The organism is Flavobacterium glycines (genome assembly GCF_900100165.1).
GTDB classification, from domain to species: domain Bacteria; phylum Bacteroidota; class Bacteroidia; order Flavobacteriales; family Flavobacteriaceae; genus Flavobacterium; species Flavobacterium glycines.
Genome location: NZ_FNEO01000002.1, coordinates 269,192 through 285,238, shown reverse-complemented (window position 1 = coordinate 285,238; position 16,047 = coordinate 269,192). Strand labels below are relative to the sequence as shown.

Annotated in this window: 8 protein-coding genes; 6 read left to right on the top strand and 2 right to left on the bottom strand. The window is 34.5% G+C overall.

Annotated features, from left to right (window positions below; genetic code table 11):
- Positions 1-35 precede the first annotated feature (35 nt).
- Positions 36-1,964 (bottom strand): ATP-dependent zinc metalloprotease FtsH, encoded by a 1,929-nt coding sequence (ftsH, locus tag BLR17_RS09575; protein WP_066329667.1) that lies wholly within the window; start codon positions 1,962-1,964, stop codon positions 36-38.
- Positions 1,965-1,983: 19 nt separating this feature from the next.
- Positions 1,984-2,355, bottom strand: a complete 372-nt coding sequence (gene rsfS, locus BLR17_RS09570) for a ribosome silencing factor (protein ID WP_066329668.1) — start codon at positions 2,353-2,355, stop codon at positions 1,984-1,986.
- A gap of 96 nt (positions 2,356-2,451) precedes the next feature.
- Between rsfS and BLR17_RS09565 the strand changes: the two genes are divergently transcribed.
- The 6 genes from BLR17_RS09565 (at position 2,452) to BLR17_RS09540 (ending at position 16,047) form a co-directional block, all read left to right on the top strand.
- Positions 2,452-3,180: a biotin--[acetyl-CoA-carboxylase] ligase gene (locus BLR17_RS09565; RefSeq protein WP_066329671.1), complete on the top strand. Its 729-nt coding sequence runs from the start codon at positions 2,452-2,454 to the stop codon at positions 3,178-3,180.
- A gap of 387 nt (positions 3,181-3,567) precedes the next feature.
- On the top strand, positions 3,568-5,253 hold the full coding sequence (locus BLR17_RS09560) for a sodium/sugar symporter (protein ID WP_066329673.1): 1,686 nt from the start codon (positions 3,568-3,570) through the stop codon (positions 5,251-5,253).
- A gap of 176 nt (positions 5,254-5,429) precedes the next feature.
- Positions 5,430-9,509, top strand: a complete 4,080-nt coding sequence (locus BLR17_RS09555) for a hybrid sensor histidine kinase/response regulator transcription factor (RefSeq protein WP_066329675.1) — start codon at positions 5,430-5,432, stop codon at positions 9,507-9,509.
- Between the two features lie 465 nt (positions 9,510-9,974).
- The gene (locus tag BLR17_RS09550; RefSeq protein ID WP_066329677.1) at positions 9,975-11,375 is read left to right on the top strand and encodes a cadherin repeat domain-containing protein; all 1,401 of its coding nucleotides are present in this window, start codon (positions 9,975-9,977) and stop codon (positions 11,373-11,375) included.
- A 40-nt stretch (positions 11,376-11,415) separates the two neighbouring features.
- The gene (locus tag BLR17_RS09545; RefSeq protein WP_066329679.1) at positions 11,416-14,427 is read left to right on the top strand and encodes a SusC/RagA family TonB-linked outer membrane protein; all 3,012 of its coding nucleotides are present in this window, start codon (positions 11,416-11,418) and stop codon (positions 14,425-14,427) included.
- 12 nt (positions 14,428-14,439) lie between these two features.
- Positions 14,440-16,047 (top strand): RagB/SusD family nutrient uptake outer membrane protein, encoded by a 1,608-nt coding sequence (locus BLR17_RS09540; RefSeq protein ID WP_066329680.1) that lies wholly within the window; start codon positions 14,440-14,442, stop codon positions 16,045-16,047.

Below are 16,047 nucleotides of genomic sequence, written 5' to 3'. Positions count from 1 at the left end.
TGAATTAAGATTTTAAATTATTTATATTAAGTGTCTTATTTAGAGACTATTTCTTCCAGATTTTTGTCAAAGTTTCTTTTTCCAAAAATTGCTTCTAAATCGTCTTTGAAAATTACTTCTTTTTCGATAAGAATATCAGCAAGTTCATGTAATTTGTCTTTGTTTTCTTCTAGTATTTGAATGGCTCTTTGGTATTGACTTTCAATTAATAAAGAGATTTCTTTGTCAATAATCTGAGCCGTTTCATCAGAATATGGTTTAGAGAAACTGTATTCACTTTGTCCTGTAGAATCGTAATAAGTTACGTTTCCAATTTTTTCATTTAAACCATAAACTGTAACCATTGCTCTTGCCTGGCGGGTTACTTTTTCTAAATCACTAAGTGCTCCTGTAGAAATTTTATTGAAAGTTACTTTTTCGGCAGCACGACCTCCCATAGTAGCGCACATTTCATCGAGCATTTGGTCAGTACGAACAATTTGACGCTCTTCCGGTAAGTACCAGGCAGCTCCTAAACTTTGTCCGCGAGGAACAATGGTTACTTTAATAAGTGGTGCAGCGTGTTCAAGCATCCAGCTCACAGTTGCGTGACCAGCTTCATGAATGGCAATTGCTTTTTTCTCCTCAGGAGTGATGATTTTGTTTTTCTTTTCTAATCCGCCTACAATACGGTCAACAGCATCCAGGAAATCCTGTTTGTCAACAGCGGTTTTATTATTTCGGGCAGCTATCAAAGCCGCTTCATTACATACGTTAGCGATATCGGCACCCGAGAATCCCGGAGTTTGTTTGGCTAAAAAGTCTAAATCTAAGCCTTCTACTTTTTTCAAAGGAGCAAGGTGAACTTTGAAGATTTCGGCACGTTCGCGAACATCCGGTAAATCAACGAAGATTTGTCTGTCAAAACGTCCGGCACGCATTAATGCTTTATCAAGAACATCAGCTCTATTGGTAGCAGCTAATACAATTACGTTAGAATTAGAACCAAAACCATCCATTTCGGTTAATAATTGGTTCAAAGTATTTTCTCTTTCGTCGTTTCCTCCTGAAATGTTATTTTTTCCTCTGGCACGACCTACTGCATCAATTTCGTCAATAAAAATGATAGAAGGAGATTTTTCTTTAGCTTGTTTGAATAAATCACGAACTCTTGAAGCACCAACTCCTACAAACATTTCTACGAAATCAGAACCTGATAAAGAGAAAAACGGAACCTGAGCTTCACCGGCTACGGCTTTTGCTAAAAGTGTTTTACCTGTTCCCGGAGGTCCTACAAGTAGTGCTCCTTTAGGGATTTTACCTCCAAGATTAGTGTATTTTTCAGGATTTTTCAGGAATTCTACAATTTCCTGAATTTCTTCTTTAGCTCCTTCAAGTCCGGCAACATCCTTAAAAGTGGTTTTAACATCGGTTTTTTCGTCAAAAAGTTTTGCTTTTGATTTTCCAATACTGAAAATTTGTCCGCCACCACCAGCGCCACCACCTGACATTTTGCGCATGATAAAAATCCATACACCAATGATGATGATTACCGGAAGTAAGCTAATTACGATATCAGACCAATTACTTTTGGCTACAAAATTAAAATCTTTAAGTTTTCCTTCGGTAACAGCTTTTTCTAATTTAGTTTGAAAAATCTGATCGTTACCAATTTCAAAAGTGTATTGAGGCCCTTTGTTAGGACGGTCAAAAATGTCTTTGGCAACTCTTTGGTGTTCTTTGTCTTTTAAAGCTTCTGGTTTTAAAAAAACTTCTGCTTCTGTTTTGTTGTAAACAATAACTTTTTCAATTTGTCCTTTTTCTAAATAGATATTGAATTTTGAAGAAGTTAATTGAGCAGGTTCTTGTAGGCTGGAACTACCAGTTACAAAACTTATAAATAAAAAAATAAGTAATATGGTTGTATAAACTAACCAAGGGCTAATTCTAAATTTATTAGGATTGGGATTATTGTCTTTTGCCATTATTTTTTATCTTATACATTTAGTATTTGTTTGCAATTGTAGTGATTTTCGCATCTCCCCACAAACTTTCAATGTTGTAATATTCTCTAATTTGTTTTTGAAAAACGTGAACCACTATGTTTACGTAGTCCATAAGTACCCATTCGGCATTGTCTGTACCTTCAACATGCCAGGGTTTATCTTTAATTTCTTTAGAAACAATTTTTTGAATGGAGTTAACAATTGCGTTAACCTGAGTATTTGAATTTCCGTTGCAGATAACAAAATAGTCGCAAACAGCAGTGTCTATTTCTCTGAGATCGAGAATATCTATGTCATTTCCTTTTACTTCTTCTATTCCTTTGATAATGTTTGCAAGTAACGCATCATTATTTACAGTTTTTTTTGCCATGAATTATTTTTATAATAAGTGTGTAAAGTTACCATTTTTTGTGATTATTTTTGAACCTTAACATAATATTAAATAATGTTACAAAAATAATTGCTAATGAAACTAATCAAACTCGATGCCATAGATTCTACAAATGATTTTCTAAAGGGATTATCGGCAACTGAGGAGCTTGAAAATTTTACTGTAGTTACTGCCGAAAATCAAACGAAAGGACGGGGTCAGATGGGAGCTGTTTGGAATTCTGAAAAATCTAAGAATCTAATAATGAGTGTTTTTGTTAAGGATTTGTTAGTGGGTGTGGAGGCGATTTACAATTTTAATATAGCCACTACTTTAACACTCATTCAGGTGCTGAAAACTTTTAATATTCCCAATTTGAGTATCAAATGGCCTAACGACATTATGTCAGCTAATTTCAAAATTGCTGGCATTCTTATTGAAAATAGTTTCAAAAGTGACGGTACTATTTCTTCTGTCATTGGTATCGGTTTGAATGTGAATCAAACAGATTTTGAAAATTTACCCAAAGCTTCTTCTATGGCAGTTGTAGTCAATTCCACTTTCGATAAAGACGAATTAGTTGTCTTAATTGTGGAGCGATTAAAAGTTAATTTGGGACTTGTTGCTTCCAATCCTGAATATTTATGGAACGAATACTTTAAACTATTGTTTAAAAAAGGAATTCCGATGCCTTTTAAAACAGAAACGGAAAAAGCTTTTATGGGAATTATACAGGGGGTAACTCAAAAAGGAAAATTAGTTGTTCTTTTAGAGGATGATACTTTTGCTGAATATGATATTAAAGAAATTCAAATGCTTTATTGAAAAGCCTGCAAGCTGGTTTGAAAAAGATTTTTGATCTATTTTTGTTATTTTTCCAAAAAAAATACGCTCTATTATTTTGTTATTTAATTGTTTTTAAGGTATTTATGTTTTTTGAAAAAGTTAAATGTTATTTGAACACTTAAAAAAATGATGGAAATAAGTATTTTTATTTTACTTTTGGATTTCGTTTTTCGCAAAAAATATCTTAGAATAAAATTGAAGTAGAATTTTATAACTAAAATTTTAGCAGAATTCGAAAGTTTTATCTTCCTGATTCTTAATTATTCGTAAAAGAAATATACGATTTTTAGAAATGAGAATTTAAACATTATTAATTGTAATTTAAATCTAAACAACTAATATTAATCAATTAAAAACCATTTTTTTATGAGCTCAAGTCTCGAATTTGCAGATTATGCAGTCTTTATTGTCTACTTTTTGATAGTATCCATTTACGGATATATCATCTATCGCAAGCGCGAAAAAAACGAACACGATGCTAAGGCGTATTTCTTAGCCGAAGGAACATTAACCTGGTGGGCTATTGGAGCTTCGTTAATTGCTTCTAACATTTCAGCTGAGCAGTTTATCGGGATGAGTGGGGAAGGATTCTTTTTAGGAATAGCTGTAGCTGCTTACGAATGGGTTGCTGCTATCGCCTTAATTATCATTGCGATTTGGTTTATTCCTGTTTATTTGAAAAACAAGATTTACACCATGCCTCAATTCCTGACAACACGTTATAATGAGACTACGGCTTTGATTATGGCTGTTTTCTGGTTGTTTTTGTATGTATTTGTAAACTTAACTTCTATTTTATACTTAGGAGCTGTTGCTATTAACGGATTAGCGGGAGGAGAATACCTTCACGTTATTATGTTAGGATTGGCTATTTTTGCGTTGATTATCTCTCTTGGAGGTATGAAGGTGGTTGCTTATACTGACGTTATTCAGGTAGCAGTATTGATTATTGGAGGTTTAGTAACTTCTTATATCGCTTTAACAACAGTAGGAGAATATTTTGGAGTTGGTAAAGATGCTATTGCTGGATTCAATGTCTTAATGCAGGAAGCTCCGGAGCATTTCAAAATGATTATTCCTAGACCAACAGCTACTTCTACACAGTTAGAAATTGATAAATACCTTACTTTCCCTGGAATATTGTCGTATTTAGCAGGTATCTGGATTATCAACTTAAACTATTGGGGATGTAACCAATACATTACTCAAAGAGCCTTAGGAGCTGATTTAACAACGGCTCGTACAGGTATTTTATTTGCTGGTTTATTAAAATTATTAATGCCTGTAATTGTAATGTTACCTGGTATTGCAGCTTATGTTTTATATCAAGGAGGACATTTACCACAATTAGTAGGAGGAAAAGACGGAGCTTACTCAGCTATGTTGACATTCTTGCCTACAGGATTAAAAGGATTATCGGTTGCGGCTTTGACTGCTGCGATTGTAGCTTCATTAGCGGGTAAAGTAAACAGTATTTCTACAATCTATACTTTAGACGTTCATAAAAAATACATTCAAAAAGGAGCTTCTGACAGAGCTCAGGTAAACATTGGTCGCTATGCTGTTTTTGCTTCAATGGTACTTGCGGTATTATTTACTTGGAATGATTTACTAGGAATTGGTGGAGTAGGAGGATTTACTTATATCCAAAAATATACAGGATTCATTAGTCCAGGGGTATTTGCGATGTTCTTCTTAGGTATGTTCTGGAAAAGAACTACAGGAACGGCTGCTATCGTGGGAGTATTAGCTGGTTTCTTCTTATCGGTTTTATTCAATGAGTATGCACCGGGAATGTTTGGAAACGAAACTTTCTTGTACACGGCTTATCCAAATGGTAAAGGTTTATATGAAATTCCATTCCACATTTGTATGGGATTATCATTCTTATTCACTATGATTTTGATGATTGGAGTGAGTTTTGCAGGACCAAAAGTTAACCCTAAAGCATTTGAATTGGATACTGAAATGTTCAAGGTTAAACCTCAAACTACAGTATTAATCATTATTACATTATTAATTATCGCTGCTTTATATGTGAAGTTCTGGTAAGAAATAGATAAGATTCTAAATAAAAAATGTGAAATCGAAGCAATTTGATTTCACATTTTTTTTATGCATTAAAAATCATTTTTAAATCATAATTTCTATTTGAAAAAGGCGATGAGTTTATGAGATTAACTAATTTTATTATATCTTGTGCTGTTCAATTATAATCAGGTAATTTCATGTTTAAATCTTTGCTTTTAAGATATTTAGTTCTGTTATTAGCGCTGTTTTTCTTCCCTTTTATAGGTATTGCTCAGGATTATTCGGTGAAATTTCTCGATATTTCAGATGGTTTGTCTAATAATTCGGTTACTACCATTTATCAGGATGTGGACGGATTTATGTGGTTTGGAACTTACGATGGTTTGAACCGCTATGATGGCTATACATTTAAGGTTTTTCGAAATGAAATTAATAACGAAAATTCCTTATCAACTAATACGGTTTATTCTTTAGAAGGCGATTCCAAAAGAAATATTTGGGTTGGGGGAAATAAAGGAGCCAGCATTTATGATAAGTCTAAAGCACTGTTTTATCCGGTTAAATATAAAGAACAGGAGAATGCTGCTGCTGTAGTTTTAAAAAATGTAGTGCATCAAATAAAAGCAGTTTCGAAGGAATTGGTTGTATTGGCTACACAAAATTCAGGATTGATTGTATTTGAAAAAGGTACGTTTGTGGGTAAAACGATTCCCATTGCTAAATTAAAGAAAGCATTTAGTTATGATGCCGTAACGATTCAAAACAATGCAAAGGGAACAGCTTGTTGGGTCTATGTTAGGAATTTAGGACTATGTAATTACAATTACCTTTCGAAAAAAATGACATTGATAGCTCCATTGTCTATGGAGGTAAAATGCATGGAAAGGGATAAGGATGGCAATCTTTGGCTGGGTACCGATGAAGGACTTTTTCTTTTTAATACGACCACTTTTTCAATCTCAAAAAACTATTTTTCTAATAAATGTATTGTTTCCAATATCCTTAGAGATAAGAAAAACCAATTTTGGATTGCGACTGATGGATCGGGGATTTATAAATTAGATAAAATTAATAAAAATGTAATTCCTTATAGCAGCGTTAATTCGCAGCCAATTGTAAAAAGTAGTTCGATTTGGAGCGTTTATGAAGATTTCTTTGGAAACATTTGGTTTGGTACGCTGCGTGGCGGAATCAGTATGATTAGTGCTACTCCCAAGTATTTTAAAAACATCAAATACAATGTTAAAGATAACAATCTGGCTCAGAATTTTATTTTATCCAGTTGTGAGGATGAAAAACACAATTTGTGGATAGGAACCGATGGGGCAGGATTGCGTTATTGGAATCGAAAAAACAATACTTATACCGTTTATAATACCAGTTTAAATTCGGTAAACGCTATTTCGAGTAACTTTATTACCAATATTATTCGCGACAGTAATAATGAGATTTGGCTCTCAACCTGGGCAGGAGGTGTTAACCGAATCAATCCTAAAACCAATTCCATAAGCCGTTATTCCTGTTATAATCCGTTTACAAAGCAGGTAGAGAAAAATATTTGGTTTGTTTATGAGGATTCCAAAAAGAATCTTTGGGCAAGTGCTACTAATGAGGGTTGTTTGTACTTTTTTAATCGTGCTAAAAACTCCTTTCAGCTTTATGATAAGAATATCAATAATTTACAATGCTTAACGGAAACCAGAGATGGTAAACTTTGGGGTGGTAATTATACTTCGATTGTATGGATAGATAATGCCCGAAGAAAACACGGAAAAATCAATATTGGTTATCCTGTACGTGCTGTACACGAAGACAGGAATAAGCAACTTTGGGTAGCAACCCAGGAAGGAGGATTGCTATTGTTTAATCGAAAAACCAACACTTTCAAGAGGTTTACTACTGCCGATGGTTTGGCATCTAATACTATTTTGAGAATATTGGAAGATAAAAATGGTAATTTATGGATGAGTACCTACAATGGTTTGAGCAGGTTGAATACCAAGACTAAAACCTTCAGGAATTTTTCTAAAAATGACGGATTACAAAGTAATCAGTTTAGTTTTAATGCCGGTTTAAAATTAGCGACCGGAGAGTTTTTCTTTGGAGGAATCAATGGTTTTAATTTGTTTTATCCTGAATTAATAAAGGATGAAATTTCGAATACAAAGATTCTTCTTTCGGATTTAAATGTAAATAACGAACCCATCGCAACTAAACCCGAGTTGATTTCGGAGTGGACTAAAAACAATCAAATCCAGGAAATTAGATTACCTTATGATCAGACTACACTTTCTATTGAGTTTGTAGCTTTGGATTATTCGGGTGCCGATAAAATTAATTACGCTTATTTTCTCGAAGGCTGGGATGATCAATGGAGCAATGCTGGGCAAAACAGAAAAGCCAATTATCCGCATCTCTCAGAGGGAACTTATCTTTTCAAAGTAAAAACGTCTAATTTTCAGGATGAATTAAGCAAGGCAGAGACTTTGATTCGAATAGTAGTTTTGCCGCCATGGTACAGAAGCTGGTGGGCTTATCTTTTGTATTTGATTATTGGCGGAAGCATTATTTACAATTATATCAAATACAGTAAATACAAAGAAGGATTAAAGTATAAAGTCCAAATAGCAGAACTGGAAAGAGAGAAAGAGAAAGAAATTGCCGAAAAGCAATCGTCGATGTTTACTTATATTTCTCATGAATTCCGTACACCGCTTGCACTTATTATTAATCCTTTGAAAAAAGTAATTAAAAAAGAAGATGCTCAAAATGATGCATCTAAAGGCGATTTGCAAATTGCTTATAGAAATGCAAGGCGATTGTTAAGTCTGGTAGATCAATTGTTGCTTTTCCGTAAGGCCGAAAACGATGCTGATGTATTGCGATTGTCAGAAATTAATATGAACGATTTGTGTCAGGAAGTGTACCAATGTTTTGTGACGCAAGCCCGGGATAAAGCCATAAATTATACGATTGAAATTCCTGATGAGACTCTTCAAATTATTGGAGATTATGAAAAGATTGAAATTTCATTGTTCAATTTGGTTTCCAATGCGTTTAAATATACTGCCGATGGAGGAAGTATTGCCGTTAAACTAACCCAAACTGAAAAAGAAGTGTCGGTAGCCATTTCTGATACAGGAACAGGTATTGCTCAGCAAAATATTGAAGCTATTTTTGAAAAATTCAAGCAATTAGATTCTAAAGTTGCTGTAAGTACAGGTTTTGGAATTGGATTGTATATCGTGAAGTATTTTGTAGACAAACACAAAGGAAAAGTTGCCTGCGAAAGTGAATTGGGTAAAGGAAGCTGCTTTACATTGGCATTTTTAAAAGGTCAGGAGCATTTTGACGATTTGCCAATTAGTTCAAATGTTCCTAAAATGAGCGAATTAGTAGAAGAACTTTTATTTGATGATTTAGATAAAAATGATGATGCCGGTTCTGCTGAATTCAATGAAGAGCTCAACAAAAAGATGCTTACCGATAAAAAATCGGTGTTGATAATTGATGATAATGTTGAGATTAGAAATTATTTGATTCAGTTGTTTTCCGGAAATCATTTGGTTTATAGCGCTGTAAACGGTCACGAAGGTTTACAATTGACTAAAAAATACATGCCTGATATTGTAATTTCGGATATTGCAATGGAAGTGATGGATGGCCTGGAGTTATGTAAAAGAATAAAAGAAAGTGACGAATTATCGCACATACCGGTTGTTTTATTAACGGCTACAAATAATCCGGAAACCCATTTGCAGGGGATAACCGATGGTGCCGATGATTATATTACCAAACCATTTGATGATGATTTGCTCGTGGCCCGAGTGGATACTTTATTAAAGAATAGAGGAAATCTCAGAAAGTATTTCTTAGACAGTATTACTTTGAAAGAAAATGTCCAAAAAGTACCGGCCGAGTATCAGGATTTTTTAAAGAAATGTATTGATATTATCGAAGTCAATATGGGGAATAGGGATTTTTCAATTAAAAATTTCGCTCTCGAAATGGGAATGAGTCATCGTACTTTGTACACAAAAATCAAGATTATTTCAGGAGAGACTCTGAATGCTTTTATCCGCTCAATTCGTTTGAGAAGAGCTGCTATGATATTACTTACCGAAAACGTCAATATATCTCAGGCGAGTGCCGAAGTAGGTTTTGAAGATCAAAAATATTTCAGACAACAGTTTGTGAAATTATTTGGTATGACTCCTTCTTTGTATGTTAAGAAATACAAGGATTCATTTAACAAAGATTTGAATATCATTAAATAGTTATTCTTAATTAAAATTGAGAATTAGTATTGTAATCCTAATCGCATTAATAATGTGGTTAGGATTTTTTATTGATTTCAAGAAATATCAGCTCTAATTTTAGTATAAAATAAATAAAGTAGTATTTTTTTGTTAATTACTGTTTTTTGACGAATCTGTCCTTATTGTTTTCGAATTAGACCTCGTTTTTTTTCAATTTACCCCCCTTAAATAGGCTGTTTTTAGTCATTCCTTTGCTTTTTTGATAGTTTTCTATTTAGAATTTAATGTTTCTGCTAGGTTAAATTATCATAAAAAAATCAAACTACTACATACAATTTATTAACCCAACAAATTAAAATTAAGCTTGTGAAAAGTATAAAGACGCAATGAGAATTTGCAGGATTAAGTTAAAAACAAAGAATACAAATTACCATTAAAACCAAACGAAGTTGTTTAAAACCAACTTAAAAAAACTAAAGCTATATGAAAAAACTCTCGTTTTTATTTTTGCTTACATTTTTTACCATTCTTTTTACAGGATGTCAAAATGATGAAGCCGATTTTCCTTCTTCGGATAATCCAACGGTTGCCGTTTCAACCACTGAAATATATGGAGCCCCAAACAGAAAGTTTGAGATTAAAGCCACTTTGGCAGATGATTTAGGTTTAAAGAATGTAAGAATTCAAATTCCGGAATTAGATTTAGATAAAGTAATCAATTTTGCTACCGATCCTTTATTGACATCTTACAATTTAAGTTACTTTTTTGAAGTTCCTGCTGACAGAGGTGTTTCAGAAGCTTTTGTAATCAAATTAACTATAACGGATGTTTCAGGGAATTCTGTTGATCAAAATATTAATTTACGTTTAGATGGTGAATTCAGTACTCCGGCTATTAACATGATTACACCAAAAGAGGGAGCTGTGGTTTTATTGTCTTCAAGCAATCAATTACCGGTAAATTTTGTTGTAAACGACGATTCAGGAATTGATTATGTTCAGGTAAAATGTGCTGCTTTGGGAATTGACGAAACAGTTCAGTTAACAGGAGCTCCTCAATCGTATACATTCAATAAAACCTATACATTACCTGTAACGGCTGCATCTTATGTTTTAAGCATTACCGCAAGAGATAAGTTTAAGATTCCAAATACAGGAACTTTAAATATTAATGTGGTTGCAACCAATGAGTATCCTGCAATTTATTTATGTGACCAGCCTAAAGGAACTAATCTTACTACCGATGCTGCAGGAGTGCCAATGTATTTCCACGAAAAAACGGGACAGGATTTTGAATTCAAATATTATGCAGATAGTAATAATAAAGAAATTTATTTCTTAGGTCAGGAAGCTGATTTTGCCCCACATTGTTTCGGATTAAATGGTTCAGGAAATTTAGTTGATAATGTTACAGCATCTCCTATTGTTTTGCCTACTAAAGGCTATTATAAAATAAAAGTTAATCCAAGCACATTGGCATACACTGTCACTAAATACACACCAACATCTAAAGTTTGGGCAGATGTAGCAAATGGTGTATGGAATGATACTGAAGCATTGAGAAAACCTTTTGTTAGTGTTTGTGGTGAAGGTGTTAAAGACTCCAACTGGGATACCTGGAATGCCTGGGTTCAAACAGGATTACATTTAGTCAATAATCCGGATAATCCATATCAATTAGTTGGAGAGGTTACGCTTACAGGATCAAGTGTGAAAATTACTTTCACAGGTCAGTGGTGGAATCCACAATGGAGATTGATTAAAAATGGAATTGCTACCATGTCACCAGGAGAAAATGGAAATGGCGCATATTCAGCTGCTGCAGGAGTTTATAAAGTGATTTTGGATACTGAGTTAGAAAGAGCTTTTATCACTAAAAAATAGTTTGTTATAGATTATAACATTAATTAAAAATTATCTTGATATGAAATATAAATTTATAGGGTTGTTAATTGCTGTTTTATGTAGTGCGGCAACCTTTGCACAAATAACAGTTAAAGGAACTGTTAAGGATAAATCAGCGGTGCCTATTCCCGGAGTAAACGTTTTTGTAAAAGGAACACAAACTTCGGTTTCAACTGATTTTGATGGGAAATATGTTATTGTAGTTCCTAATAAAGAAGCCCAACTTGAATTTTCTTTTATGGGTTTTGTAACCCAAACAATTAAAGTTGACCAAAGAACTGTTGTTGATGTAGTTTTGAGTGATAACAATCAAACTCTGGACGAGGTTGTAGTGGTAGGTTACGCTACGGTGAAAAAGAAAGATGTTACCAGTTCGATTGCTTCTGTAAAAGGAAAAGAACTTCAAACAATGACAGTAGGTAATGTTACCGAATCATTGCAAGGAAAAGTGGCAGGGGTTCAAATTACCGGAGCCGGTGGTCCCGGAGCACAACCAAGAGTTCTTATCCGTGGAATTTCTACAGTAAACTTAAGTACTGATCCTCTTTATGTAGTTGACGGAATCCCGATGGGAACGAGTATCAATTTCCTTAGTAATAACGAAATCGAATCGATGGATGTACTTAAAGATGCTTCGGCAAGTGCTATTTATGGTTCTCGTGCATCTAATGGGGTTATTTTGATTACTACCAAAAAAGGAAAAGCCGGGAAAACTAAATTCACGGTTGACATGAGTACCGGTTACCAAATTATGAATAAGCCTTATGATATGGCTAATGCAGAAAATTATGCAACTATCTTAAATACGGCTTATACAAATTCAGGTTATTCAGAGTATTTACCTAATCCTGAACAATACAGAGGAAAAACTACCGATTGGTGGGGAGCAGGAATCGATAGAACTTCTTCGGTAACTAATGCTTCTATTGGTGTTAGTGGTGGTTCTGAGAAAAATACTTATGCTATTAGTTTAAACTATTACAACTCTGATTCATTTTATGATATTGGCGGATGGAAAAGAGTTACAGCCAGAATTGCCAACGATTTTAAATTCACCGATAAATTTTCGGCAGGTGTAACTTTGAATCCTCGTTATGAAACCTGGGGTTCTCCAAGCAACTGGGCCGATTTTGTTAAGATTGACCCGATTACACCAATCTATAAACCGGCTGACCAATTAAACGGAACCGAAAATGAATACAGTATTTATGCACGTTCTCCTTCTTATGTTTGGAATCCTATAGCAGCTGTGAAAAGATATGATGATTATACTGATTTGTATAATTTGAATTCGAATGCTTATTTGCAATATGAGCCTATTAAAGGTTTGATTATTAGAACTCAGGGATCTGTTGAATTTGGAAACAAAGTTTGGAATAAATTCAGTCCGGATTTCGTAATTGATGCGGCTCACGAAAAAGCCGAAATCAATAGTGTAGAAAGAAAAGCAACTACTAATGTGGATTGGACATGGCAATCTACAGCAACATATTCCAGAAAATTTGCCGAGAAGCACAATGTAAGTTTGATGGGCGGTGTGACTATGGAGAATTATGATTCATCAGATGTTTGGGGCTACGGAGAAGGTGTACCTAATAATTCAGAATCGATGAGAGAAGTGAGTGCAGCAACTAAAAACCGTAATAGTAGCGGAACATCTTGGTCAAGTTCTTTGATGTCTTATATTTCACGTTTGTCTTATAATTTCGATAGTAAATATTATTTAACAGCTTCGTTTAGACGTGATGGTTCTTCTAAATTTATGGCTGAAAATAAATGGGCTAATTTCCCGGCTGCATCGGCTTCATGGAGAATTTCGAATGAAGATTTCATGGCGAATGCCAGTTCGCTAGTTAACAATTTAACTTTCAGAGCAGGTTGGGGTAGAGTAGGTAATCAAAATTTACCATCTTCAGTTTATCAGTCTAATATTGGACAAGGATATTATGTTATTGATGGTAATGTTGTCGATACTTCTTATCCTTCCACTATGGCTAACAAAGACATTCGTTGGGAAATTGTAGAAGATATCAACTTTGGACTTGATTTTGGACTTTGGAAAAACAAAATTTCAGGGACTTTAGAATATTACCAAAAAACAACAAAAGACATGTTGTTTGTAAAACAGTTCCCTACTTATAGTGGTTTCCCTTCTTATGCAACAATTTGGACTAACGTTGGTTCGATGCGTTCTAACGGAATCGATTTGCTTTTGTCATACAAAGATAAAAAAGGTGATTTCTCTTATGGTGCCGATTTGACTTTTACAACTGTGAATGTTAAAATGGTTTCTTTATCTACTGATGGAGAAAAGCTTTACGGTTCAAGTAACAGAACTTTAACTGTTCAGGGTGAAGAGCCGGGATATTTCTACGGATATGTAGCTGATGGTTTGTTCCAAAATCAAACAGAATTAAATTCTCATACTGATGAGCACGGAACTAAAATGCAGCCTTATGCTCAGGTAGGTGATGTTCGTTTCAAGGATGTAAACGGTGATGGAAAATTAGACGATAAAGACCGTACAAAAATTGGTTCTCCTTGGGCTGATTATAATGTTGGTTTGAATTTGAATTTTGCTTACAAAAACTTTGATTTGGTGGCTAACTTCTATTCAAGCATTGGAAATGATTTGGTAAACCAAAATATCTCTGACTTATACAACGGAGCAAGTTTAACAAACAAAGTAAGCGGATTAGACCAAATGGCTTGGCATGGTGAAGGAACTTCTAATTATATTCCTAGACTTTCTAAAGATGACAACAACGAGAACTTCACAAAATTCTCTTCTTTATATGTAGAAGATGGTTCTTTTGTGCGCATGAAAAACCTTCAGTTAGGTTATTCTCTTTATAACAAATTTGGATTTGACAAATTGAGAATTTCATTATCAGGTCAAAATTTATGGACATGGACTAAATATTCAGGTGTAGATCCTGAAGTAGGCGGAGGTGTTTTGGGTTCTGGTTTCGGAGGATGGAATTATCCGGTTCAACCAACCATTTTGATGGGGCTTAATGTAGCATTTTAATAATAAACGAATATGAAAAAAATACTAGTATCAATATTAACTTTTGCTGCCGTTGCAGTTTCCTGTAGCGACTTTATTGAAAAAGATGCAAGAGGAACTCAAACCTTAGAAAATTATTTCCAAACAGCACAGGAGTGTGAGAATTATGTAAATGAGTTAACGCATAGATTGTTATTGCCAAATGATTGGTGGACTTTAATTGCACCAAGAGTAACTAACGAAATGGCTACCGATGATGCCTGGATGGGGAATACCGGTCAGGACAGCGGAGCTCACCGACCTAGTTCACAATATTTTATTACTCCTGATAATATGGGAGATATGAACAGCATGTACACTGCGCATTTCTATACCATTCAGTCTTGTAATATAGGTTTGGCAAGAATGGCTTTAGCTCCAATTAGCGAGTCTCAAAGAAATCAATACGTTGGTGAATCTTTATTTGTACGAGCTTATTGCTACTATGAATTAGTAAACAATTACGGAGGTGTGCCATTGTATACTTCAGTTCTTGGGACCAGCGATTTGAAATTAGCACGTAGTACCGCTACAGAAGTATATGCTCAAATTGAAGCTGATCTTAAAGCATCAGCTGAAAAATTAGAGACGATTGAAGTTTACAGAAACGGAAGAATCAATAAATGGGCAGCTTATGCTTTATTGGCTCGTGTTTCTTTGTTCCAGGAAAAATGGGCTGAAGCGAAATTGTATGCTAACAAAGTAATTACCGAAGGACCTTTTTCATTAGAACCAAACTTCTTAAATATTTGGGATGTTAACAATCATAATGGAGTGGAGTCTATTCTTGAGGCGCAGTCTTCAAGTGTTCAGGATAAGAGTTTAGGATGTGCATTACCTACTTTGTCAGGCGCCAGAGGGGAAGATAAAAAATATTTCCCAAGTAATGATGCAGCGGATGTACTCGATGGTTGGGGATGGTGTATGCCTACAAGTGATTTGGAAAACGCTTATATTTCTGAAGGTGATGTAATTCGTCGCAGAAGTACTATCACTAAATGGGGAGAAGCGGCTTATGGCGATGAAGTGTTGAATCCAACACACAAATTCAGTTTGAACGATAATAAATCAGGACGTATTTGTCGTAAATATTATATTCCAATTGCTACCCGTAGAGCTTTAGATAAAAAAGACGGACACTTACCATTGAATGTGCCATTGATTCGTTTGGCCGAAATGTATCTTACAAGAGCCGAAGCAAATTACCATTTAAATGATGCCGATGGCGCTATGAGAGATATCAATGTGGTGAGAGCCCGCGTAAGTCTTGATCCGGTAGTAGGAATGGCAGGTCCAAATCTTTTGAGAAAAATTTACAAAGAGCGTCGTTTAGAATTGGCTTTTGAAGGATTGCGTTTGTTTGATATTCGAAGAGAAAAAGATCCAAGTACAGGAAAACCGGTTATCGAATCTTTGATGGGAGCTAACGGAACTTTTGTAAAATACAATCTGAGTTCGACTGATCCTTACGAAACTACCAATACTAAAGAAGCTCAGGATAAAGGAATCAATTTTGATCCTACGAAGCATTTAGTTTGGCCGATACCACAATTGGAAATCGATTTGAGTGGAGGAATAATTAAACAAAATCCAAATTATTAA